Source organism: Dysgonomonas sp. HGC4 (assembly GCF_001261715.1).
In the GTDB taxonomy this organism is placed as follows: domain Bacteria; phylum Bacteroidota; class Bacteroidia; order Bacteroidales; family Dysgonomonadaceae; genus Dysgonomonas_A.
This window is the reverse complement of the sequence record NZ_CVRU01000170.1, coordinates 1-22,410: the sequence shown is the minus strand read 5'-3', so window position 1 is coordinate 22,410 and position 22,410 is coordinate 1. Positions and strand designations below refer to the sequence as shown.

The window sequence follows — 22,410 nt, the reverse complement described above, 5'->3', positions numbered from 1 at the left end:
TTTAAAATAAGAGGACTAAGCTGAAAAGAGAATGGATTATGTTTATTAATCAAAATGCCTTAGTGCTTAAATCCTTAACTTTATTTGATTACAATATTTACTTTATAAATTAGTATAGAAAACCAAAAAGCCACAGAGGAATTGTATTTCCGTCGCCTATCTCCATCATTTCTGCTGTATTATAGATGTCGGTTTTTTTGTTCCCTTTTGTTTTTAGATTATCTACTTTAAATGTATATTTTTCGTTATCGTCTTCTACCAGGAAAATTCCTGCTTTGCTACCTTTCTTTAATTTTGAATTATTGTGATGTAGCTGGTTGTAGAAGAATGTTTCTCTCAGTGTCTGATCATTAGCAACTCCCGGTTTCATTGCAAAAATGAGATTGGTGTTGTGCATATAAACCAGATCGGGTTTCTTAGGAAACTCTTCACCTTCTCTGTATAGTAAATTTATGAGGCGACCACTTTTTAGATAATCCAAATAATTGGTAACCGTAGCTCTAGATATCTCGCAATCGACACTCAGTTGGCTTATATTGGGCTTACCGGGTGAGGTGAGTGACAACAGATATAGCAACTTCCTCAATTTAGGAAGATACGATTGTTCTATTTGTTTTATAGAAAGAACGTCTATCTCAAGCATCATGTTGATAGTCTTAAGTAGATTCTCTGAGAAATTACGTTTTTCCAAGAAGAAGGGATAATATCCATGATGGATATAATCTCTGAAATAGGCGAGGGGTTTTACTTTGGAGCAAATCTCTGCTGCTATTTCTTTATGCTTGGATATAATATCGGGTAAAGAAACCGGCTCAAGTTTACTATCTGTGATAATATTCAAAAATTCGCGAAACGAAAATCCTCTCAGATTATAATGACGCACAATAGATGCAATTTCTGGATTTTCATCCAATTGCATAACTGTCGAACAGGTAAAAACTATATTAAGCTCAGGGAACTTGTCATAACATAATCTCAGTTCACTAGCCCAATTGGGATACTTAAATACCTGATCTATTAGAAGAGTTTTTCCACCTTTGAAACAAAATTCTTCGGCAAAGTCGTATATGGTACGACAAGTGAACGAAAAATTATTCATATTGATATACAAACAATCTCGTCCATCTAAATCACTGAATTTTTTTGCATATTGCAATAAAAACGTGGTTTTACCGACACCTCTAGTTCCTTTGACTGCTATAAGACGATCATTCCAATTAATCTCGTCCATCAACCGTCTTTCGACGTTGCTGCCCAAGTGCTCTACTAAATATTTATGCGTTCTGAAAAAGGATTCCACAATCTACCGATTAAGTCTACGAAGGTAATTTTTTTTTGTCTTATTGCAAAGTCTACTTTGCATTTTTAATCAATTTTCATCATATATTATACTCAGATAGTTAATAAGCCTGCTTTATTTGAAGGCCAATCTCTTATTATTCCTATCGTTGCTCCCAATAGTGAGAGGTTATACCGAATTACTCAATGGATGAAAATTGTAGATATTTATCAATTACTCTATATTTATCCTTCGAAGTTACTAATAAAAATGATTGGACAGATATTATTTATAATACCTTTTGAGGATATTGGTGTATTCTTTGGTTGCTTTAAACTTATTGATCCATGTATTTAGAGAATCAAGAAGAACGGGAGAGTTAGCCCTTACTGCCCAAGCTTCGAAATGAGTAAAGCCGATATCTGTTTTTATATCCAGTTCGGGTATTTTCTTTGATAAGCTTTCCGCAGTTTTTATGTCGCATACTGTATAATCTATTTCTCCTGCGGCTACCATTAATGCTAGTTGATTGGCTTGATAAGTATCATCTTCTATGATAAATATTGTATCGCCAATTTCATGCGATAGATTTTGTAGTCGGAATATACTTGGAGAGTCGGCTGATACATATAAAGTCTTTTTTCCTAAATCAAGATGATTCCGAATAGGTTCAATATTATGGTTGAATTCGGCTTTACGTTGAACTAATACTAGTCTATTATTGATGATCGCTTCTGTAAAATTGTATTCGTTTTTCAGGCTAGAATTAATGGGGATATTGCAGGCTACAAGATCGTATTTCCCAGTTTTCAAACCCTCAAAATTCTTATCTAAGCTATTCTGCACGGATACTTCGAATTTTATCTTTGTAAACTGTTGTAATGCTTGGAGAAGTTCATAATTAAAGCCCGCAACAGTGTCGGATGACACGAAATATCCTATGGGATTGAGATCCGTTACAATACGTAATATACCACTCTCTTCTATCTCGGTATAGTCGCGATGTACAGGTGTGTTTTTGTTTTGTGTAATAATGTAAGCAATAGCAGCTATTGCTATTAGTAATACTAAAGCGATGTAAATTTGCTTTTTACTTTTCATTATTTTAAGGTGTATCAATTAGTAAAGTTCCAAGATAGTCCGAATTTAAAGATCATAGGGTTTACCGGATAGTGAGGTACTGTGAAATAATTGGAGTCCCCAAAATCTTTAGCCACATTATACATCATCACAAAAAAACGGGTCTTCTTTAAGTGAAAATTGGCATAGGCAGTAGCGAACGGAAAATTGCCTATTTGAACTTCGTCCTGATTGACAAATTGCCCTAAAGCTGGATCGTAGCCTAGTGCATAGTATTTAGTGTGATAATGAGCGTCTACACCTAATTGCATAGTTAATACTTTCGCTAATTTAGCTTTTATATACAGATTGGTATATAAACTTAATGTAGGAACGGGAATAACATCTTCCTTATCACTCATCTGATAAGAAACTTGGTTGTCCCAATGTAAAATGCCATAATGTAAATTCTGATCTAGACGAAGTGAAACTACTCGTACACTACCTCCATCTTGTGTTGGACTTGTCATTTGAATCCCTTCTAGATTGTTGAAATAGATGTAATTGCTTATGTTTTCTACTCCTCCACTCAACCGGGTTTCAGTATGAGGAATATAAATTTCACCTCCTACAAATATACGTTTGGTATTACTGAATTCTTTTTGCCAAGTGTAATACTTAGATCTGAAACTGTTTTGAAATAATTGAGGAACCAGATTTTTCACATATCCGTTTGCCTTTACTATCGCTTTCTGACCTTTTATATTAATGGTTGTGCTGATGTCAGCTTTTAGTTTAAACTCTCCTATGTCATCACCTAGTACTCCGAGGTCTGCATAAAGGTTATATTTTAGAAATTCACCTTTCTCTTTAGAAAGTATCCCCCCAATAAATGTTGAGTTCTGAGTTGTATCACGTGTCGCAATCCATCCGAATTCTTCTGATGGCATTCGGAAAGTTCTTCTGTCATTTTCGATGAAAGCCGTTAAGCCAAATTTAACCCAATCTCTAAAACCTTCGTTTAGAGAAACGGCAAGCGTATTCTTTAATGAATAATATGCCATTTGGTCGTTAACTGGTGCGCTTTGAGTACCAGCTTTTGGGGTATAATTATAAAATTTATCCAAAGCCTCAACGTTTCTGCTGTAAAATCTACGGCGTTGATCGGTATAGCTATTGGTTAGAATAACACTGGCAACGGGAATAAATTTCTCAGTTCCTTCCTTTTCATATCCCAGATTGTATTTATTGGTCATGTATAGATGTTTTCCTCTCAGATAATTCCAAGTTTCGGAAAGATGAGTTTGAAAACTCATTGTGTTGTCTTTCCCTACGTTCTCTTTATCTGTACCATTTAAATAACCATCCTCTGTTATACCACCATTTTCAGAATGGGTGAAGTTATTATTAGCTACAAATGCGTGCATTTGATATTTATCGCTGATATAAGCCGTATAGAAATCGTAATTGATTTGTTTATCGGGGTTGTATTGGTAAAAACCTCTGGAATATACATAGTCAATGTCGAAACCTACAGTGAGGTTTTTATTGAAGCTGATAGATATTTCTCCGGTGAATCTTTCTTCTTTGCTCTGACGGCTTCCTCCCGATTGATACATGATATTGGAGTAGGGCTGCTTGGTGCTCAGAAAGCGTTGATTACCGGGTGTTTTGTAATAGAATTTATAAGGATCGAGAAACTGAAAGAGAGAAGCATCGTCCTGCTCAATAAAGAGTTTAGAGTAAGCTGGTGATCCCCAGTTACCAAGATATCCGATTGCTAATCCTTGACCTTCAACTAAACTTTCTCTGTGGAAACCATATAACATGGTGTCCATTGGGATAGGAATACGCTCACCCAAGCGAGGATCGATATTCCAAGAAGATATAGCAGGTGGGACTTTATTTAAAGAATCGAGGTTGACCGATGGTGTTTTGCTATTTGATGCTCTCTGAGGAGCTGGAGTTTCTGTTTTAGTACTGTCGTTATCAAAAATAAAACGGGGTTGTTGTGCCTGAGTAACAAGCACAGACGCACATATATATAGAATAATAAAAGCGATTCTTTTCATCACCACAAACTTACATAAAAAAACAGAAATAGCCGAAACGTTTATTTTTAAATTGTAGTTAAAGGATTAACCATTTAGTTATAAAATGATTGTTCTAAAAAAGAAAGGATTGGAATATTATTTCCAATCCTTTCTTTTCTATATTTAAAACCGTTGACTCAATTAAATAAGAGTAATATAATGCTCAACCGTTAGTTGGCTTTCTCTAATCATCTATCAATTGATCTTTACAGGTGTTATAGGTTGTTGCTTTACTTGATCGAGAGGGTAAACTTGGTATTTTACTTTACTAAAGTCTATATCTTTCAGGTTAAAACTACGGATGGCGCTATTATACATTGTACGATAATAGATGATGCGGTTTGTTACATCCGTCGCCGATGTCCATTGTGTAGCGCTTGGTATAGATGCTGGTACTTTCCCTAAAGGGAACTCGATACCCACAGGTATATCAAAGTTATTTAGTATCTGAAAGCTTTGTAAGATAGTTTCCAAAGCGGTGTTTTGTTGTATGGCTGTTGCTTGATAAAAAGCAGCACGCACAAATCGGGATGGGGGAGTTACATCTCCGGGGATTCCCAAGAAGCCACTGCCTGACCCAAAAGAATTAAGCTGTATATTACCTAAAGATTTAGATTCTGCTGTGCCTGGAAAAAGATTGACGTAGTTATTCAAATTTGTTATATGCCATTCAAAACCTGGAGAATTGGTAAGTACACCCAACTTATTTTCGTAAAAATGAGGCTTACCTTCTATAATTTCTAGCACTAGTTGGCGACCTGTATTATCTGCTATACGCCAGTGTACAGTTGAAGCTCGTGGGTCGATACCTATAACGTGTATATTTTTAATAGCCTCTTTTACCTCGTCAACAGTAGAAAAACTACCTAAGATCCACGATACTAGCTGCAAATCGGCAATACTCGACGTTTTCTGAGTTACATCATAATCTTCGTATTTTCCGTATCCGGGGAAATAAAACAATCCTGCAGATAGACCGGCTTCGTTAAGTCCTTCAGTTACAAATTCTTTTTGCTCAACTGCGAAACCCACATAACCATAACGTGCCGTAAATTCCATGCCGGATAACTCACCTCCCAGTATATAAGAACGTTGCTTATAACCACGCGGTACTATGGCGTATTGACTGTTTAATTCGCTACCACCCCATTCGATAGTACGTGCAAGAATGTGAGAATTGTCTTTGGCCGTCAATGTAATACCTGTGCAGGCCTCTAGGGCCTGAGGCTGAAAAGCAATGGCGGAAGTTGCTAATAGCAAGATTAATAAGTTTTTTACCATAATAAGATTGTGTTTTTTATGAATAACAATCTGTTAGTGAAATAGTTTATCGCTGATGGTAATAATAAACTATTCTTGCTAACCTAATTAGACAAAAATAGGCTGAATTAAATATTCACTCATTTAATTCAGCCTAATATCAATTATAGGAGTTTTTATTTAACCCTTGTCCAAATTTGATTTCTTCCAAAAGCAGAAATACCTATATAGCCTCTAACCTTTAGTTTGTCGTTTCCGTCAAGTGCAACAGTACATTTGTATAGTTTTCCTGAGGTTGGATCTAAAATTTTGCCATTAGAATATTCTTTACTGTCTTTCGATAAACCTTTAATGATATATAGTCCAAGAACAGGTTTTCCTTTATCGGTATCGGGACAGTTGGTACATTTAGCATCCTTTTTAGCAGGATTGAGTATCTCAACTATTTTTCCATAAATTTTACCGTCTTTTTCGGTAATCTCAACAATAGATTTTGCATCGCCTGTTTCATCATCGAAGGTTTTCCATTTTCCGATAACTCCTTGAGCGTTTACTGATATTATACTTGCTAGAAGAGCAAATAGGATAGAGATTTGTATTCTTTTCATTTGATTGTTGAATTTGTTACTTTTTGTTTTCTTGAGTACTATTAAATATCTATTGTTATATTCTTAATTTGTTGGGAAGAGTTTAATTACGTTTAGTTAATACCATTCTTTGAGTTACTACATCGGGTATTTCGTCTTCGTAATGAGTAACGTATATTAATGCTTTGTCATCAGTACAAAAATCTTCTATGATTTTCTTGATACGATGCTTATTAGCAACATCTAATCCGTGTAAAGGTTCATCAAGAATCAATAAATCAGGGTTTTTGACGAAAACACGTGCTAATAACACGAGACGCTGTTCACCTGTCGAAATATAAAGAAACGATACATCCTTAATATTGTCGATTCCAAATATTTTCATCCATTCCAGAGCAATTACTGCTTGTGCTTCGCTGCATTTTTTATAAAGACCTATGGTGTCGAAAAATCCCGAACCCACAACATCTATGCAACGTACATTCTTTTGGTAGTAGAGGTGCATTTCGGGCGAAACGTATCCGATGTGTTTCTTTATATCCCAAATACTTTCTCCAGATCCTCGTTTGCGATCGAACAGAGTAATATCATTTGCATAGGCTTGCGGATTGTCTCCCGAAACCAAACTTAGAAGTGTGGATTTTCCTGAACCGTTTTCTCCAAGTAAAGCCCATTTTTCTCCGCGTTTTACTTGCCAATCTAAATCTTTCAGAATAGTACGTGTACCATATCTTATATGTATGTTTTTGAATAGAAGTGCATTTTCGAATGAGAGTTGATCAGACGAATTATCTAACAATTCAGATATATTGGCGTTGTTTTCTTGGTTAAACAAACTTTGTTGAAGCGCTAAATCATTCACAAATTCGTCTCTGCTGATAACGGGTAATAGTGATTTATCTTTTACCGGTAAGATATGTGTGATAATAGAAGGTAAATCTTTGGGATGCGAAAGAATCAGAACTATTTGCAGATTCTCTAAAAGCGATAATCTGGTCAAAAGATCGTTGAGTACAGTTCTCGATTTGGCATCCAACCCAATAAAAGGATTATCTAGAATAAGAATCTGTGGTTTCGATAAAAGTGATCTTACAATAAGGGTTTTGCGAAGCTCTCCACTCGATAGTAGATTGATAGGTTTTTCTACCAAATCTTCGATCTTAAATGCAGCAATAAGCATCTCTACCCATTCTTTTTCACCTTTTGAGAAAAGATCTCTTACTACAGGAACTTCATGCTCGTCTCCTGCATTCCAACGTTGTTGATAGTAGCTGTTTTGTATATCTACGAGGCTATAAATGTCGCGGAAAGCAACACACTTTACAACTGTATTTATACTGATATTGTTTTTACTGATAATCTCTCCCGATTTCAGAGCGTGCTTGCCTAACAGAATATCAATAAGTAATGTTTTACCCGCTCCGTTAGGACCTACAATAGCCCAGTGTTGACTATTGGTTACAGCCCAATTGATGGGTTGGGCAAATGCTAATGTGTGGATGCGAGGAACCGCATTTCTGATTTCTATAAGATTATCTGTTTCCATTCGTTTTTCTTATTTTGGCAGGTAAAAGTAATGATTTATGTTGAGAATGATAAACCAAAAGAGGGTAAGGTTCCTATGTTGATTAGATATAAGAAATCTCTTTCGTTTAAGACAAAAGATTTTTCAATTACTCTTTATTTTATAAGAAACTTGAGTGTCATAGGAATGGTGTAGTCCACAGGAAGAGTAATTCCATTTTATTTTCCCGATTTCTAATCAAATATTAGTTTTACTATATGGATTGCCTCTCCATATTTCTTTTATAACTTTAATTTTTGTATTGCTTTTATTAATGAACTTTTGTTTCGGATATAGGTATATGTGATAGATATATCGGAGGGAGGAATCCTTCAGACTCACGTCTCAGATAGTCAGCCTCCCTGTAAGGATCGAAAACAGCACCCGGTGGTAAGGGGCGGTTCTTATCCATAAACCATGTAAATAATGAAGCGTACTCTCGTTGGTCTGTCTTATTACTGTCATAATAACATAACCAACGTGCAGATATAGCATTGTCAATCAGTTTATTTCCATAGGTATAGGGACCCCATACCTGGATGCGATACATCCCATAGGACTTAGGCATTAAGTTGTAATAAAATTTTGCGTTTTCGAACAATATTGTAACTGTTTTATTTTTCAAATTCATATATCCGTCAGGCATAGTGATAGTCCCATCTATACGGTTAAAAAGAAATTTTTTATCGGGATAATATATACCTTTTATTAAAACTATTACTCCTAATATAAATAGAAAGAAGGAAAAAATACTATATATAATAAATTCTAACAAATCTTTAGAAACGCCCTCCTTAGTTATTATATATATTGTTGTGTATATTGTCGATAAACAGATAGATAGTCCGATAATGATCTGCATAACTCTTATTATCCATGTCCCTTTCTTGCCTTTACCATCCATGTCAAATAATAGAGTGTTTTGTCCTATAGTAATAAGTTTGTCTTTCTCCATTACTTCCTTATTATCTACCCAGTATGGCATCTTATTGGTATAAATAACATGAGATTGTTTTTCGATAGTTCTGAGTTTTTTTCTGAATATCATAGTTTTATGCTGTAAAATATATAGACACAATGTTTTCTGATATAAAGATCAAGATTTTAATTTTTATTTTGGGTTCTGGTGGTCTATAATGTGTTATTACAAGATGAAAATAACAGAAAAGTAATTATAAATGAGATTTCATCGTAAATTCGTATGGTTTATAGTAAAAAAAGGAGACTGAAATTATCTTAGAATTCAGTCTCCTTTTAATATACGATAATTTAAAATTGTTAGATATTAGGAGATACTTAGCAATGGAAATGTTCTTTTTACATTTTCTGCGATTTGCAAAGCCAGTACTTCTACAGATATATTCAATGCTTTGGCAACTTCGCTATAAATATCTTCGATAGATGTTTCGGAAATGTCTGTTTCACAAAATAACCTGTCTAATGGTATTTCGCGAATGGCATCATCATTAAAACGCTCATTGATCGAAAGCAGAAAGCCATGCGATAGAAGTTGCTTTGCTAACTCGACCTTGCCTTTATATCCATGAATAATCCATGGTTGGCGAGGCTTGTACAATTTTTTGATGTGTAGCAACTCTTCCCAAGCTTTAACGCAATGAATAATCAAAGGTTTTTGTAACTGTTCCGATAATTGAACTTGTTGTTCAAATATGGGTTGTTGAATTTTCAAGTCAGGACCTTTGAGTTTGTCTAGTCCAGCCTCTCCAATAGCTACAATGCGGGGATCGCCTGCAATTTCTTTCAAAAATTTAAGTTGGGGTTCTGCATCTTCCGAATACCAGGGATGTACTCCGCAGGAAAACCAAGGATAGTTTTCGTTATCTTTGGCGTATTCAAAACCAAGAGGGTACACATTTACAATATAAGAAATGTTTCGCCTCAGACTCTCGTCATCATCCGAGTTCGGAGAAGGAGCGTCGTGGGTGTGTATGTCATATAAGTCCATAAAATAATTAAGAATTCTGAGCTTTGCAAGTTAGCCAAAACTTTCAGATTGCACCAAAAAAATATCGAAATTTTATATAAACTAACTTTTTGGACTCTATATATTCTCTAAAAACTTAAATTTGTAAAGCTCCTAATCTATTGTAGGAGTAGCAGAGATGTGTTATAGAACTCTGTTCGTAATACGATAGAAAACTTTTATAGGCTATTTTAAATTAAAACTTAACGGATTATGTTTACAATTAAAGTATCGGAAGATATAAGGACTCGCTGCCCCGAATTTGCGGGAGTGGCTATTTTGGCAACGGTACAAAATAAAGCCTATGATCCGGAACTTTGGAAAGAGATTGATACTTGTATCGAAGAATACAGAACTACTTACCAAATTGATAATGTAAAGAAAATACCTGCAATAGAGGCTACACGCAATGCTTATAAGCGATTGGGGAAAGATCCGAATCGTTATCGTCCCTCGTCGGAAGCTTTAGGACGGCGTATATTGCGAGATCTGCCTCTTTACCAGATTGATACTTTGGTTGATCTTATTAACCTAGTATCTATACGTACAGGATATTCCATTGGTGGTTTTGATGCTGATAAAATAGAGGGTAATGTATTGACTTTGGGTGTTGGTGTTGCAGATGAGCCTTATGAGGGGATCGGTCGTGGTATGTTGAACATCGAAGGTTTACCTGTCTACAGAGATTCCCTTGGTGGAGTAGGAACGCCAACGAGTGACAATGAGCGTACTAAATTGGATGTAGGTACAACTCGTTTTCTAGCTATTATCAACGGATATGACGGTAAAGAAAACTTGCCTGAGGCTGTTGATTATATGCAATCTTTATTGCGTCGCTTTACCAATTCAGATGGAGGTGAAGTTTTTTACTTCTAAAGTCTCAGACTTTGTACTTGCTAAATAATTTATATAAAACAGATATAAAGGAATGGATACATCGTTTATCGCCAAACTTCGGCTTAGTAATCAATTACTGATGGGTTCTGATCTTAAAACTTCTCAGGAGGTAGTGTCATGGATGGGAGCTGTTCAGGCTCAAGATTTCAATATGACAAAATGGGCTCTTGGAGTTCGCTTACCTGCTCTGACGAATAAATCGGTAGAGGATGCTATAAATAAAGGGTTGATTGTAAGAACGCATATTCTGAGACCGACATGGCATCTGGTTGCTGCCACAGATATTCATTGGATGTTGGCGTTGTCGGCTCCTCGACTAAAATCAGTGTGGAAATCATATAATACCATGGTGGGGCTTACCGATTCGGTACGAGAGAAAGCTCAAGATATTATTAAACAAACATTGGAATTTGGAAAGCATTTAACCCGAGCTCAGATAAGTGATGTTTTGAACGAGAAAGGACTCAACCTAGACTCTCATCATATAAATCATATAATGTTTGGAGCAGAGCTAGACGGTATTGTTTGCAATGGAGAAATAAAAGGTAATAAACAAAGTTACTGTTTGTTGGAAGAGAGGATTCCTAAGACTGAGGTGTTCGATAAAGATAGAGCTCTAGAAAAATTGGCACGCAAGTATTTTATGAGTCACGCTCCTGCGACGTTGCAAGATTTTGTATGGTGGTCGGGGCTCACTATATCCGATGCAAGGAAGGCTATGGATATGATAAAGTCAGATTTTGTTGTCGAGAGAATAGATTCTTTAGAGTACTGGATCAATAATTCGTTTAAGGAACAGGTAACGAATAATGAATCTGTTTTTTTACTGCCTGCCTGGGATGAATTTGTGGTTAGTTATAAGAACAGAGAACATATTATATTAGATGAACATTATAGTAAAGTTATCTCCAAGAATGGAATATTTAAGCCTGTTGTAGTTAAAGACGGACAGATTATCGGTATGTGGAAAAGGGTGAAGAAGAAAGATAAGGTATTTGCCGAGACCGAACTGTTTGGAGAGGTAGACGGTACTACGAGAGAGTTAATAAAGAAAGCGTCCGATTCGTTCGATTTATTTCACGTTTAAAGTCAGGGAACAGGGTCGTATCCATGCCCTCCCCACGGATGACAACGCGATATCCGTTTCATGGCAAGCCATGTACCTTTTATAGGGCCATGTTTTTTGACGGCTTGTACTGCATATTCCGAGCAGGTAGGTGCATAGCGGCATGTGGGCGGTTTGAGCGGAGAAATACAATATCGATAAAAGTATATCGGTATAAGCACTATATAGGATAGTATTTTACGAATTGTTTTCACGTTTTGCTTCCGGTTGATATTTGCCGTTTAAAGTATTTATAGTCTTAAGTATTGCTTTCTCTATTTCGGCGTAAGTGGGTAATTCACTTTTTAAATAAAGAAATGCAATATCGTATGATTTGCCCGATTGTGTAGCAAAATGAATCAGTTCTTTTTTATTCAGCCTGTAAGCTTCCCTTATCAAGCGTTTTACCCTGTTGCGTTTTACCGCCCGTTTGAATCGTTTTTTAGAAACACTGGTCAATATCGAAACGGTGGGTAATTCGCTTTCAGATTCAATCTCACGAGTTATGTATACAACCCTTAGTGGGTAAGCTATGAAAGAAGCACCACTTGCAAAAAGAGCTTCAATCCTTTTTTCGGCATACAGCCTTTCATCTTTAGAGAATGTAAATTGAGTTTCTTTTTCGGGCATCTTGTTGTACTAAAGTCTCAGATCTTTTTATTGCTTTTGTAAGTATAATGACAAGCTTTTGCTATAACTTATAGTATTGCATAACTAATATCTATAGCTGCTTAGTCGGGGCAAAGATACGTTTTTTTTATGAAGCCGAATATCGCATCATTTATATTTCTGAGACAGCAAAAAAAACTGTATTTTTGTTTTTAACTAGCTGAAAGCATTTCATGTTATATTTTAAAAGCCATGACTGGCAGTCGTTGTTATACTTGGCTGGATAATAAAAAGGTATGAGACCTTAAGCACAATTAAATACTTATTACATATTTAGTAGGAGGTAATCCTTTGCGGTTGTTTATTATTAATCCGACGACTCTTACTTCTACTAAAGCCTTAAAAGGGGATCTTAATATAGATAAGACGACGAGAATGACAGATACAATAAGATGGGAAGTAGACCGTTTTGAAGATTTAGACATTTATAAATTATACAAATTACTCCACTTAAGGGCTGATGTGTTTGTGGTAGAGCAAAATTGTCCTTATTTAGATGTAGACAATAAAGATTACAAAGCTTTGCATTTGCAAGGGTATGTGGGCGAAACGTTAGTGGCGTATTGCCGATTGTTTAAACGAGGCGATTATTTTGAAGAAGCATCCATTGGCAGGGTTGTTGTCGCAGGCGATTTTCGGAAATATGGTTATGGACATCAATTGATGGATAAAGCGATAGAGTTGGAAGAATCTCTGCTTAATGAGACAAAAATAACTATATCGGGTCAGTTGTATCTAAAATCATTTTATGAGTATCATGGTTTTATACAAACCTCAGAGCCTTATTTAGAAGACGATATTCCTCATGTACAAATGAAACGGAATTAAATTACAATATTGAAATAGCTATGAAAAAAAAGATTTTAGTTACAGGCGGAACCGGCTACATTGGTTCACATACTGCTGTTGAACTACAAAATGCAGGTTATGAAGTTGTTATTGTAGATAATTTGTCAAACTCTACTGCTGATAGTATTGATGGCATTGAACGCATAACAGGAATCCGTCCTGCATTCGAAAAAATAGATTGCAATGATGAGGAAGCCTTGCGTAAAGTGTTCGCAAAATATTCTCCTATTAGTGGGATAATCCATTTTGCTGCAAGTAAAGCAGTGGGCGAATCGGTTCAAAAACCTCTCCTTTATTATAAAAACAATTTGGTATCGCTTATCAACCTATTAGAGGTGATGCCCGAGTTTAATGTGAAAGGGATTGTGTTCTCTTCTTCATGTACCGTGTATGGTGAGCCTGATGTAAATCCTATTGACGAAACTGCACCTATTAAGCCTGCTGCTTCGCCTTATGGAAATACAAAACAGATCAATGAAGAGATAATTCAAGATTTTGTAACTTCTGGTGCTAATATCAAAAGTATAATATTACGTTATTTCAATCCCGTAGGAGCACATCCTACTGCAGAACTAGGTGAGTTACCTAATGGAGTTCCTCAAAACTTGGTTCCTTTTATCACTCAGACTGCTATGGGTATCCGTAAAGAGTTGAGCGTGTTTGGAGACGATTATGATACCCCTGACGGTTCGTGCGTTCGCGATTTTATCAATGTAGTCGATCTGGCTAAAGCTCACGTTGTAGCAATAGACAGAATGTTGCAGGATAAATCTCCTGATAAAGTTGAGATCTTTAATCTAGGTACAGGAAATGGTGTATCGGTATTAGAGCTTATCAATATTTTCGAAAAAGTATCGGGTACAAAAGTAAACTATAAGATAGTTGATCGTCGTGTAGGAGACATTGTTAAAATATGGGCAGAACCCTCTAAAGCTAATAATGTATTGGGTTGGACAGCTAAAGAAACCATAGAAGATACAATGGCTTCGGCTTGGAAATGGCAACAAAAATTAAGAGAAAAAGGTATTATGTAATTAAATGCATATAATATCAAAAGATAAAAAAGGATGATTCTCTAAAATCATCCTTTTTTGTTTGCTTATAAAGTGTAATTGTACTTGTTGTTGAATAATAGTGTTTTACGATACTATAGGTAGTTGAATTAACAAATGTCTGTAAGTGCTTTTGTTTTACAAATTGTCAAAAAGTGATGCCTGTTTTTGAAAAATAAAAATAGTATAATATCCTCTCATATACAGGAGTATAACCTTACTTTATTCTTGAAAATCGGAAGATAAGTTGCAGTCTTGTTTTGTTAAAATGTATTTTAGCACGAAACCTTTCTCTTTTTATTGTCAAAAAGTAGTATTTTTGTATATCCCAACCCATAAAGGCAAAATGATAGATACCAATGCCAATATATTATTGATTTATACCGGAGGAACTATCGGTATGGTCGAAAACAACGTCACCGGAGTTCTCGAGGTGTTCGATTTTGCCCATCTTACGAGCCATATGCCTGAGTTGCAGAAATTCAAATATCATATCAATACGATCGTATTTGAACCCGCTATTGACTCATCGGATGTGTGCCCGTCTCACTGGCAAAAACTTGTTCGTATAATTGAAGATAATTATGCAGAGCACGATGGTTTTGTAATATTACATGGTACTGATACTATGGCTTACACAGCGTCGGCTCTTAGTTTTATGATTCAGAATTTGCAGAAGCCCGTTGTTCTTACCGGCGCTCAATTGCCAATAGGTAAATTGCGAACCGATGCTAAGGAAAATCTGATTACGGCAATGGAAATTGCCGCTGATAAAGATTCTATTGGTTATCCGGTAGTGCCCGAAGTATGTATTTTCTTTCAGACGAATTTGATAAGGGGAAACCGTTCAACAAAGATAAATGCTGACAACTTTAATGCATTCAAATCGTATAACTATCCGGGGTTAGGAAAATCGGGAATACATATTCGTTACGACAGAGACAAAATTTTGAATCCCGATTACGAGAAAAAAGTAATCTTTCATTATTTGATGGATACGAATATTGTTATCCTAAAAATGTTTCCGGGAATAACCAAAGAAGTGGTAGATGCTATCCTGAATACAAAAGGGATAAGAGCTGTTGTGCTCGAAACCTATGGGTCGGGCAATGCACCTCGATACGATTGGTTTATTGAGGCTTTGCAGGATGCTGTAAAAAGAGGCATAATTATTGTAAATATAACTCAGTGCGAAATGGGTTGTGTGGAAATGCAACGTTATGAAACTGGTCACGAATTGCTCAAAGCAGGTGTAGTAAGTGGCTATGATGCAACAATAGAAGCAACGGTTACAAAATTGATGCATTTATTGGGACATAAGTATTCGCGAGAAGAAATTATAGTAAGAATGCGTGTGCCGTTGGCAGGAGAATTAACACGTCCCGATGAACGACAAATCTGACAAATATAACAATCTGTCAATAATGGCAGAAAAAGATACACCTGAGTTTCTCTCGTTTTTCAAAAAAAACAAGAAGAGGCTTGATAAGATGGATGGCATAGTGCATGATCTGCACGATAGATTCTCATCTGAAATAGATTGCTTGAAGTGTGCTAATTGTTGCCGTTCTCTAGGTCCTGCTATTTATGACAAGGATATTGAACGTATGGCTAAGGCACTTCGAATGAAGCCCTCGGATGTGGTAACGACTTATTTGAAGGTAGATGAGGATGGCGATTATGTATTCCGAACCATGCCATGTCCTTTTCTGATGCCTGACAATTATTGCTCTATTTATGAGTCTCGTCCAAAAGCTTGCAGGGAATATCCTCATACCGATCGGAAGAAATTCAGTCAAATATATAAGTTAACTGTCAAGAATACGCAAACTTGTCCTATTGCTTATGAGGTTTTAAAGGAACTGGTAAAAAATTAGATCAGAGCGACTTTGTTTGCTTGGAATAGATTCATACCTTTACCGGCTTTATTTTACACATTTATTTATTGGAAATTAAGATTATGTACAAATTGAATAAAGGCAAAAAAATAGCCTTCTTTTTATTTCTTTTTGTTGTAGGGAATATTGCCTTATTATTTGGACAAGAGCCCGAAATTAGAGATCATACGGAGCCTCGCGAATATAAAAAATATAAATGTAAAGGGTTGTTTTCTTCTGATTCTACAACCGTGTCACGTTTTAATCAAAAAGCCGATCAGGTTTTAAACTCGGTATTTAAACCGGACAGAGAGTTTATTGCAGATAGTTTGATTAAAGTTTTTGATGATTCTCCTTCGTTTGGTATATATAAAGATAACTATGTTGTTGTTGGTACAGAACTATTACGTAACCCAAATAGGGATAATTCGGATGCGAAATTCCAAATAAGTTTTTCGCAACGTTTGACTAATAGTATATTACCATTCCGTACCTATCTGTTTCTAACATATACCCAATTGGCATTCTGGGATGTTTTTAAAGAATCATTTCCTTTTCGAGATATCAATTTTAATCCATCTATTGGTTTAGCTAAACCTTTGGTCTATAAAAATAGATATTTAGGAGAAATTGCTTTTCAGTTGGAACATGAATCGAATGGAAAAGATGGCGAAGATTCTCGAAGTTGGAACAAAGTAAGTTTTGGAGGACAGTTTAAGATTAACCATCATTGGTCATATTTTACAAAACTATGGGTGCCTATTGTTGATGGAGAGAACAATAGAAATATTGTACGATATAGAGGTTGGGCAACTTCAGCAATAAGTTATAATCAGAAAGAAAAATTCAACACTAGTTTAGTTATAAATAAGCGTGGGGGAGATATCCTAAATGCCAATATTACGATGAACTTTGCATATCGATTATTTCATGATGAAAACCAATATTTGTTTTTCGAATTTTATAATGGATATGGTGAGGGTTTGCTAGATTATAATCAATTTCATCAACGTTTTCGTCTGGGATTCGTAATTAAACCTAACTTTAGGTTTATATACTAATGATTGAGATATTATATAATTGAGTCTTACTGTCTTTTTTCTAAAAACCGAATAGGTTAAATAAGGAGATCGGAGACTTTAAAACTGAAAGAGAGATGATCCCTTTTCTTTATAATGTTGCACAGGCTTACTATAAGCAATTTGGGCAGGAAGTAAGTAATTTTACTTTTGTGTTTCCTAACCGTCGTGCAGGATTATTTTTTCAGAAATACCTTTCAGAAATTGCCCGAAAACCAATATTTTCACCCGAAATATTAACTATTGCGGATCTGTTTAGTCGGTTGAGTGGTTTGAATACTGCCGATCGTATTGAGCAGTTGTTTATGCTTTATAATATCTATAAACGGGCAAGCGGCTCTCTCGAAACATTTGATGAGTTTTTGTTTTGGGGCGAAATGCTTCTCAACGATTTCGATGATGTAGATAAATACATGGTTGATGCAGAGCAACTCTTTTCTAATATTCAGGATTTAAAAGAGATTGATGCCGGATTTAGCTATCTGACAGAAGAACAGATAACAGCAATTCGTCGTTTTTGGTCTAGTTTTATTCCGGTAGGAGAGAGTGATCGCAAAAAGGAGTTTCTCGAAATGTGGCAGGTTTTATTTGAGCTCTATACTTCGTTAAGAAATGAGTTACGAGAAAAAGGACTAGCCTACGAAGGAATGATTTTTAGGGAGGTTGCCGAGCAGGCTAAAGCCAAACTAGACTTGAAAATACCCTTCGAACGTATTGTTTTTGTTGGTTTGAATGGTCATAGTAAATCCGAAGAAGAACTCTTAAAGTATTTACAGAATAGGGGAGTTGCCGATTTTTATTGGGATTACTCTTCCTCATTAGTAAAAGACTCTGATAATAAAGCTTCATTTTTTATTGACAAGAATAAACTGTTCTTCCCATCTCAATTATCATTAGAACCCGAAGCTTTGGAAATGGAGAAACCTGTTTTAGAGGTCATCGGTATTCCTTCGGTAGTTGGTCAGGCTAAATATGTACACTCAATACTTAAGACACTGATAGAAGAAGAGCAAATAATGTCTCCTGATAAAGCTTTGAAAACTGCATTGGTGCTTCCTGACGAAAATCTGCTTTTACCTACTTTATATTCTATTCCCGAAGAGATTGATAAGATTAACGTAACTATGGGTTATGGTCTTGTTAATTCATCCATAGCGGGCTTAATGGATCATGTTTTCGAATTGCAGCGTAATATCAGAATAGTAAGTGGTAATCCCGGTTATTATTATCGGTTTGTGTTGTCAATTCTCAATCATCGTTATATAACCAGGGTTGCAGGCGATGAGGTGGTGCGTTTACGTACCGATATTATTAAGTATAATAAGATATTGGTTTCGGTAGAAGAATTAAGTATTCATCCTTTGCTTAGTCTTATTTTCAAACCTTTGGAGCATTGGAGTGATACAGCCTCTTATTTAAGAGATATATTAGCTCTTTTGGAGCGATCACTATCTTTATCTCGATTAGAAAAGACAGACGACGATACGAGTACTCGTTCCATAGATATGGAATGTGAGTTTATCATCGAATATTATAAAACCATCAATAAGATGGAAGATGCTTTGAAAAATGTGGATGCAGAAATGTCTGTTGATACTTATTTCAAACTTCTGAAAAAACTGATTGTTGGAATAACTGTTCCGTTTAGTGGTGAGCCTCTGTCGGGATTGCAGGTTATGGGAGTGCTCGAAACTCGTGCTCTTGATTTTGATAATCTGATTATGCTTTCTATGAACGAAGGGATATTCCCAATGAAAAAGGGAGCGAACTCTTTTATCCCTTATAACCTTCGTAAAGGTTTTGGTTTGCCAACTTACGAGCATCAGGATAGTATCTTTGCATATCACTTTTACCGCCTTATAAATCGTGCTAAGCGAATTTATCTTCTTTATGATACGCGAACCGAAGGGTTGCAGGGTGGGGAAGTGAGCCGCTACTTTTATCAGCTTAAGCATCTATATCCGAATATGTTTGATATACGCGAGCGTTTGGCTGTATATGAAGTTTCGTCAAACGAAAGTATATCTATTTCAATTCCTAAAACACCACAGATAATAGGTAAGTTAAGTGCTTTCCTTACAGGTGAGCGTAGTTTATCGGCAAGTTCGATAAACATGTATCTCGACTGTCCTTTGCAGTTTTACTTTTCGGTAGTAGAACGTATGCAGGAGGAAGATGAGATTGCCGAAACGATAGAAGCCAGCACATTTGGAAGTATATTTCACTCGGTGATGGAGTGGCTGTACCAACCTTTGCAGGGTAAGCTGGTGACTGCTGATTTGCTGCATAAAATGGCTAAAGATGATAGGCTACTTACCGAAATGACTGAAAGATCTTTTGCCGAAAATTATTTTAAAGCAAATAAGATAAAGAGGCTCACCGGTCAAAATTTCTTGACGGGAGAGGTTCTTAAGCGATATATACAAAAGGTTTTAGCTACGGATGCTAAACTGACTCCTTTTATTTACGTGGAATCGGAAAAGCGGATTGCTGTAAATTATACATTACCATCGGGTAGAACGGTATCATTAAAAGGCTTTATAGATCGTATAGATGAGGTGCGTGGTCATACCCGCATTATCGACTACAAAACGGGCAAGGGGGTGCTTACTTTTAAGAACATGGAGCATTTGTTTGATAAGGATGCTAAAGACCGCCCCAAAGCAGTTATGCAAGTATTTATGTATGCACATCTGTATATGCTCGAATATCCTACAGTAGTATTAGAACCCGGTATATATTATTTGCGTAATTTATTCGATTCTAGCTTTAGTCCGAGTGTAGAGCACAAACCTACCCGAACAGATAAGGATATTATTACAGATTTTTCTGGATTAAGAGAGGAATTTAAAGAACACTTTGAATCTTGTCTGGAAGAAATCTTTTCTATTGATACTTCTTTTACTCAAACTACAACAGGTAAACCTTGCGAATGGTGCAATTTTACCAATATTTGTAAGAAGTAAGATTTTATACTTTCGAACCTTAATTATTGTTGACATGAGAAAAACACATTTCAAAGCATGGAGTATGCTTCTTTTTTTACTTGCAATCAGTTTTAGTTTATCTATCGCCCAAGAAAAACTGAGAATCATTAATTATAATGTTCTCGTTGGTATGGAAACAGATACAACTTCCAATAAAGAATCGTTTGCTAATTGGATAAAATATCAGAATCCAGATATACTGGCATTGGAGGAAATGAATAATTTTACCCAAAAACGCTTGGAGGAATTTGCTCGCCAATACGGACACCCTTATGCTGTCTTATTGAAAGAAGATGGCTATCCGGTAGCATTAACCTCAAAATGCCCTATTGTAAATGTATCTAAGGTGCTCGACAATATGCATCATGGCTTTATCAAAGCCCGCATTAAAGATATTAATATTATCGTTCTGCATTTAAGCCCTCATAAGTATCAAAAGAGAAATGAAGAGATCGATCTTATATTGGAGACAATAGCATCTTATCCATCAAATGAAAAATGGATGATTATGGGCGATTTTAATTCGGTAACACCTCTTGATAAGGAACATTATAACAATGGAAAATTAGCAAAGAGTATGGAAGGGAATGATATTGAATATTCGTATGTGAAAAATTTAGTGAATGGTAAGGCATTAGACTATGGTGTGCATCAAAAGATTCTTGATTTTGGCTTTGTAGACGTTCTCCGAGTATTTCATAAAGACTTTATTTCGACTTGTGATACAAAAATATTTAATCCGAATGAGACAGAGGATACAAAGAGTAGAATTGACTTTATTTATATAAGTAAGAATATGGAGGCTGATGCAATTACTTCAGAGGTACTAAAAGACAGTTTTACCGATTATTCTTCTGATCATTATCCAGTCTTGTTTGAATTAAAGAATAGGGTAGGTCGATAGTTATCTTTCTGTTTATTAATTGCCTAAGTTGTTTCTTGTAATCCTTTGCTGAAAAAAGTAGAAAAAAGCTTAGATATTATTTTGGAATTAGAAAAAAGTGCATATCTTTGCAACGCTTTAGGGGAAAAGTCCTCGTAAATGAAGTACTGGAGAGATGGCAGAGTGGTCGATCGCGGCGGTCTTGAAAACCGTTGTACTGTGAGGTACCGGGGGTTCGAATCCCTCTCTCTCCGCCACCAAATCTGGAAAATGAAATCGCTATAAGTTGAATACTTATAGCGATTTTTTTGTTTTGACCCATAGTTGAAAAACATATAATAGAGAAGTCTAATTTTCGATCAAATGTGTATATTAGCAGATCTAATAATTATTGAGTACTATGAAAAAGCTTGTTGTCCTATTTATATTTAGTTTGCTATTTGTTAAATCAGATAACCTATCAGCTTTCGAGAATAACAATGGAGAACTTACCTCGATAGAAATTACACAGCCTAAAAACTTGAAACCTTTAGGTGGAGGCTATGCAAAAGATAATTTCCGCGTATACTATCATGGAGAAGTTGTTGAAGATGCCTCCTCTTCCTCTTTTAAGTACTTGGATGGCGGATATGGAAAAGATAACTGGAGGGTTTTTTATAAAGGCAAGATAGTTAAGGATGCCTCTTCCTCTTCATTTGAATATTTAAAAGATGGTCATGCGAAAGACAATTGGAGAGCCTATTACAGAGGTAAAGTTGTTGAAAAAAACTCTATCTCTTCATCCAAGCCTTTAGGTGACGGATATACGAAAGATAGTTGGACAGTATTTTACAAAGGGAAGGAAATAAAAGGAGCTTCTTCATCATCTTTTAAATACTTAGAGGATGGATATGGCAAGGATAGCTGGACAGTTTTTTATAAAGGGGGAGTAATTAAAGATGCCTCTTCATCATCTTTTAATAATTTAGGAGGTGGTTATGCCAAAGATAATTGGACTGTTTTTTATAGAGGAGAAGCAATAAAAGGAGCTTCTGCGTCGTCTTTTAAATACATGGAAGATGGCTATGCCAAAGATAATTGGAATGTATATTATAGAGGGAGAATAAGCAGGGATTAAAAGAGAGTCTATAATTCTCAACTGAAGCGTTTCAGAGAAAGATTAAGTATAAATATTTATATAAAAAAC

General features: G+C 35.7%; 20 protein-coding genes and 1 tRNA gene. 11 read left to right on the top strand and 10 right to left on the bottom strand.

The window, feature by feature from the left end; all coding sequences use genetic code 11:
- Nucleotides 1-109 precede the first annotated feature (109 nt).
- From HGC4_RS16515 to HGC4_RS16480, 8 genes are all read right to left on the bottom strand, one after another.
- Nucleotides 110-1,300, bottom strand: a complete 1,191-nt coding sequence (locus HGC4_RS16515; RefSeq protein ID WP_185099984.1) for an AAA family ATPase — start codon at nucleotides 1,298-1,300, stop codon at nucleotides 110-112.
- A gap of 264 nt (nucleotides 1,301-1,564) precedes the next feature.
- Entirely contained in the window at nucleotides 1,565-2,380 is an 816-nt protein-coding gene (locus HGC4_RS16510) for a transporter substrate-binding domain-containing protein (protein WP_050711240.1), read from the bottom strand.
- Nucleotides 2,381-2,394: 14 nt separating this feature from the next.
- Entirely contained in the window at nucleotides 2,395-4,410 is a 2,016-nt protein-coding gene (locus tag HGC4_RS16505) for a putative porin (protein ID WP_157258359.1), read from the bottom strand.
- A gap of 216 nt (nucleotides 4,411-4,626) precedes the next feature.
- Entirely contained in the window at nucleotides 4,627-5,712 is a 1,086-nt protein-coding gene (locus tag HGC4_RS16500) for a linear amide C-N hydrolase (protein ID WP_050711238.1), read from the bottom strand.
- Between the two features lie 155 nt (nucleotides 5,713-5,867).
- On the bottom strand, nucleotides 5,868-6,299 hold the full coding sequence (locus HGC4_RS16495) for a DUF2147 domain-containing protein (protein WP_050711237.1): 432 nt from the start codon (nucleotides 6,297-6,299) through the stop codon (nucleotides 5,868-5,870).
- An 82-nt stretch (nucleotides 6,300-6,381) separates the two neighbouring features.
- Nucleotides 6,382-7,824 carry an ATP-binding cassette domain-containing protein gene (locus HGC4_RS16490; protein ID WP_050711236.1) on the bottom strand — a complete coding sequence of 481 codons (1,443 nt, stop codon included), beginning with the start codon at nucleotides 7,822-7,824 and terminating at the stop codon, nucleotides 6,382-6,384.
- Between the two features lie 289 nt (nucleotides 7,825-8,113).
- Nucleotides 8,114-8,890, bottom strand: coding sequence for a hypothetical protein (locus tag HGC4_RS16485; protein ID WP_050711235.1), 777 nt, complete (start codon nucleotides 8,888-8,890; stop codon nucleotides 8,114-8,116).
- Between the two features lie 237 nt (nucleotides 8,891-9,127).
- A complete protein-coding gene (locus tag HGC4_RS16480; RefSeq protein ID WP_082204222.1) occupies nucleotides 9,128-9,808 on the bottom strand; it encodes a TatD family hydrolase in 681 nt (226 codons plus the stop codon).
- A gap of 231 nt (nucleotides 9,809-10,039) precedes the next feature.
- Here HGC4_RS16480 and HGC4_RS16475 point away from each other — a divergent pair, with 231 nt between their 5' ends.
- Nucleotides 10,040-10,702, top strand: coding sequence for a B3/B4 domain-containing protein (locus tag HGC4_RS16475; protein WP_050711234.1), 663 nt, complete (start codon nucleotides 10,040-10,042; stop codon nucleotides 10,700-10,702).
- Between the two features lie 52 nt (nucleotides 10,703-10,754).
- Nucleotides 10,755-11,810 (top strand): winged helix DNA-binding domain-containing protein, encoded by a 1,056-nt coding sequence (locus HGC4_RS16470; RefSeq protein ID WP_050711233.1) that lies wholly within the window; start codon nucleotides 10,755-10,757, stop codon nucleotides 11,808-11,810.
- Nucleotides 11,811-11,812: 2 nt separating this feature from the next.
- Here the strand turns inward: HGC4_RS16470 and yidD are convergent, their stop codons facing one another.
- Both yidD and rnpA read right to left on the bottom strand, forming a co-directional pair.
- A complete protein-coding gene (yidD, locus tag HGC4_RS18505) occupies nucleotides 11,813-12,034 on the bottom strand; it encodes a membrane protein insertion efficiency factor YidD (RefSeq protein ID WP_221406882.1) in 222 nt (73 codons plus the stop codon).
- Nucleotides 12,027-12,458, bottom strand: a complete 432-nt coding sequence (rnpA, locus tag HGC4_RS16465) for a ribonuclease P protein component (RefSeq protein ID WP_050711232.1) — start codon at nucleotides 12,456-12,458, stop codon at nucleotides 12,027-12,029. Before rnpA ends, yidD begins: the two co-directional genes overlap by 8 nt.
- A gap of 414 nt (nucleotides 12,459-12,872) precedes the next feature.
- Here rnpA and HGC4_RS16460 point away from each other — a divergent pair, with 414 nt between their 5' ends.
- The 9 genes from HGC4_RS16460 (at nucleotide 12,873) to HGC4_RS16420 (ending at nucleotide 22,341) form a co-directional block, all read left to right on the top strand.
- A complete protein-coding gene (locus HGC4_RS16460; protein WP_050711231.1) occupies nucleotides 12,873-13,325 on the top strand; it encodes a GNAT family N-acetyltransferase in 453 nt (150 codons plus the stop codon).
- A gap of 20 nt (nucleotides 13,326-13,345) precedes the next feature.
- Complete coding sequence (gene galE, locus HGC4_RS16455) at nucleotides 13,346-14,380, top strand: UDP-glucose 4-epimerase GalE (RefSeq protein WP_050711230.1); 1,035 nt, start codon at nucleotides 13,346-13,348, stop codon at nucleotides 14,378-14,380.
- 364 nt (nucleotides 14,381-14,744) lie between these two features.
- Nucleotides 14,745-15,800, top strand: coding sequence for an asparaginase (locus tag HGC4_RS16450; RefSeq protein ID WP_050711229.1), 1,056 nt, complete (start codon nucleotides 14,745-14,747; stop codon nucleotides 15,798-15,800).
- Nucleotides 15,784-16,275 carry a YkgJ family cysteine cluster protein gene (locus tag HGC4_RS16445; protein ID WP_050711228.1) on the top strand — a complete coding sequence of 164 codons (492 nt, stop codon included), beginning with the start codon at nucleotides 15,784-15,786 and terminating at the stop codon, nucleotides 16,273-16,275. The genes HGC4_RS16450 and HGC4_RS16445 overlap by 17 nt, the downstream gene beginning before the upstream one ends.
- 83 nt (nucleotides 16,276-16,358) lie before the next feature.
- Nucleotides 16,359-17,336 (top strand): phospholipase A, encoded by a 978-nt coding sequence (locus HGC4_RS16440; RefSeq protein WP_050711227.1) that lies wholly within the window; start codon nucleotides 16,359-16,361, stop codon nucleotides 17,334-17,336.
- Between the two features lie 95 nt (nucleotides 17,337-17,431).
- Nucleotides 17,432-20,320, top strand: a complete 2,889-nt coding sequence (locus HGC4_RS16435) for a PD-(D/E)XK nuclease family protein (protein ID WP_050711226.1) — start codon at nucleotides 17,432-17,434, stop codon at nucleotides 20,318-20,320.
- 34 nt (nucleotides 20,321-20,354) lie between these two features.
- Nucleotides 20,355-21,245, top strand: a complete 891-nt coding sequence (locus tag HGC4_RS16430; protein WP_087880188.1) for an endonuclease/exonuclease/phosphatase family protein — start codon at nucleotides 20,355-20,357, stop codon at nucleotides 21,243-21,245.
- Nucleotides 21,246-21,393: 148 nt separating this feature from the next.
- A tRNA-Ser gene (locus HGC4_RS16425) sits at nucleotides 21,394-21,481 on the top strand.
- 143 nt (nucleotides 21,482-21,624) lie between these two features.
- Nucleotides 21,625-22,341, top strand: a complete 717-nt coding sequence (locus HGC4_RS16420) for a DKNYY domain-containing protein (protein WP_082204219.1) — start codon at nucleotides 21,625-21,627, stop codon at nucleotides 22,339-22,341.
- The last annotated feature ends 69 nt before the right edge of the window (nucleotides 22,342-22,410 follow it).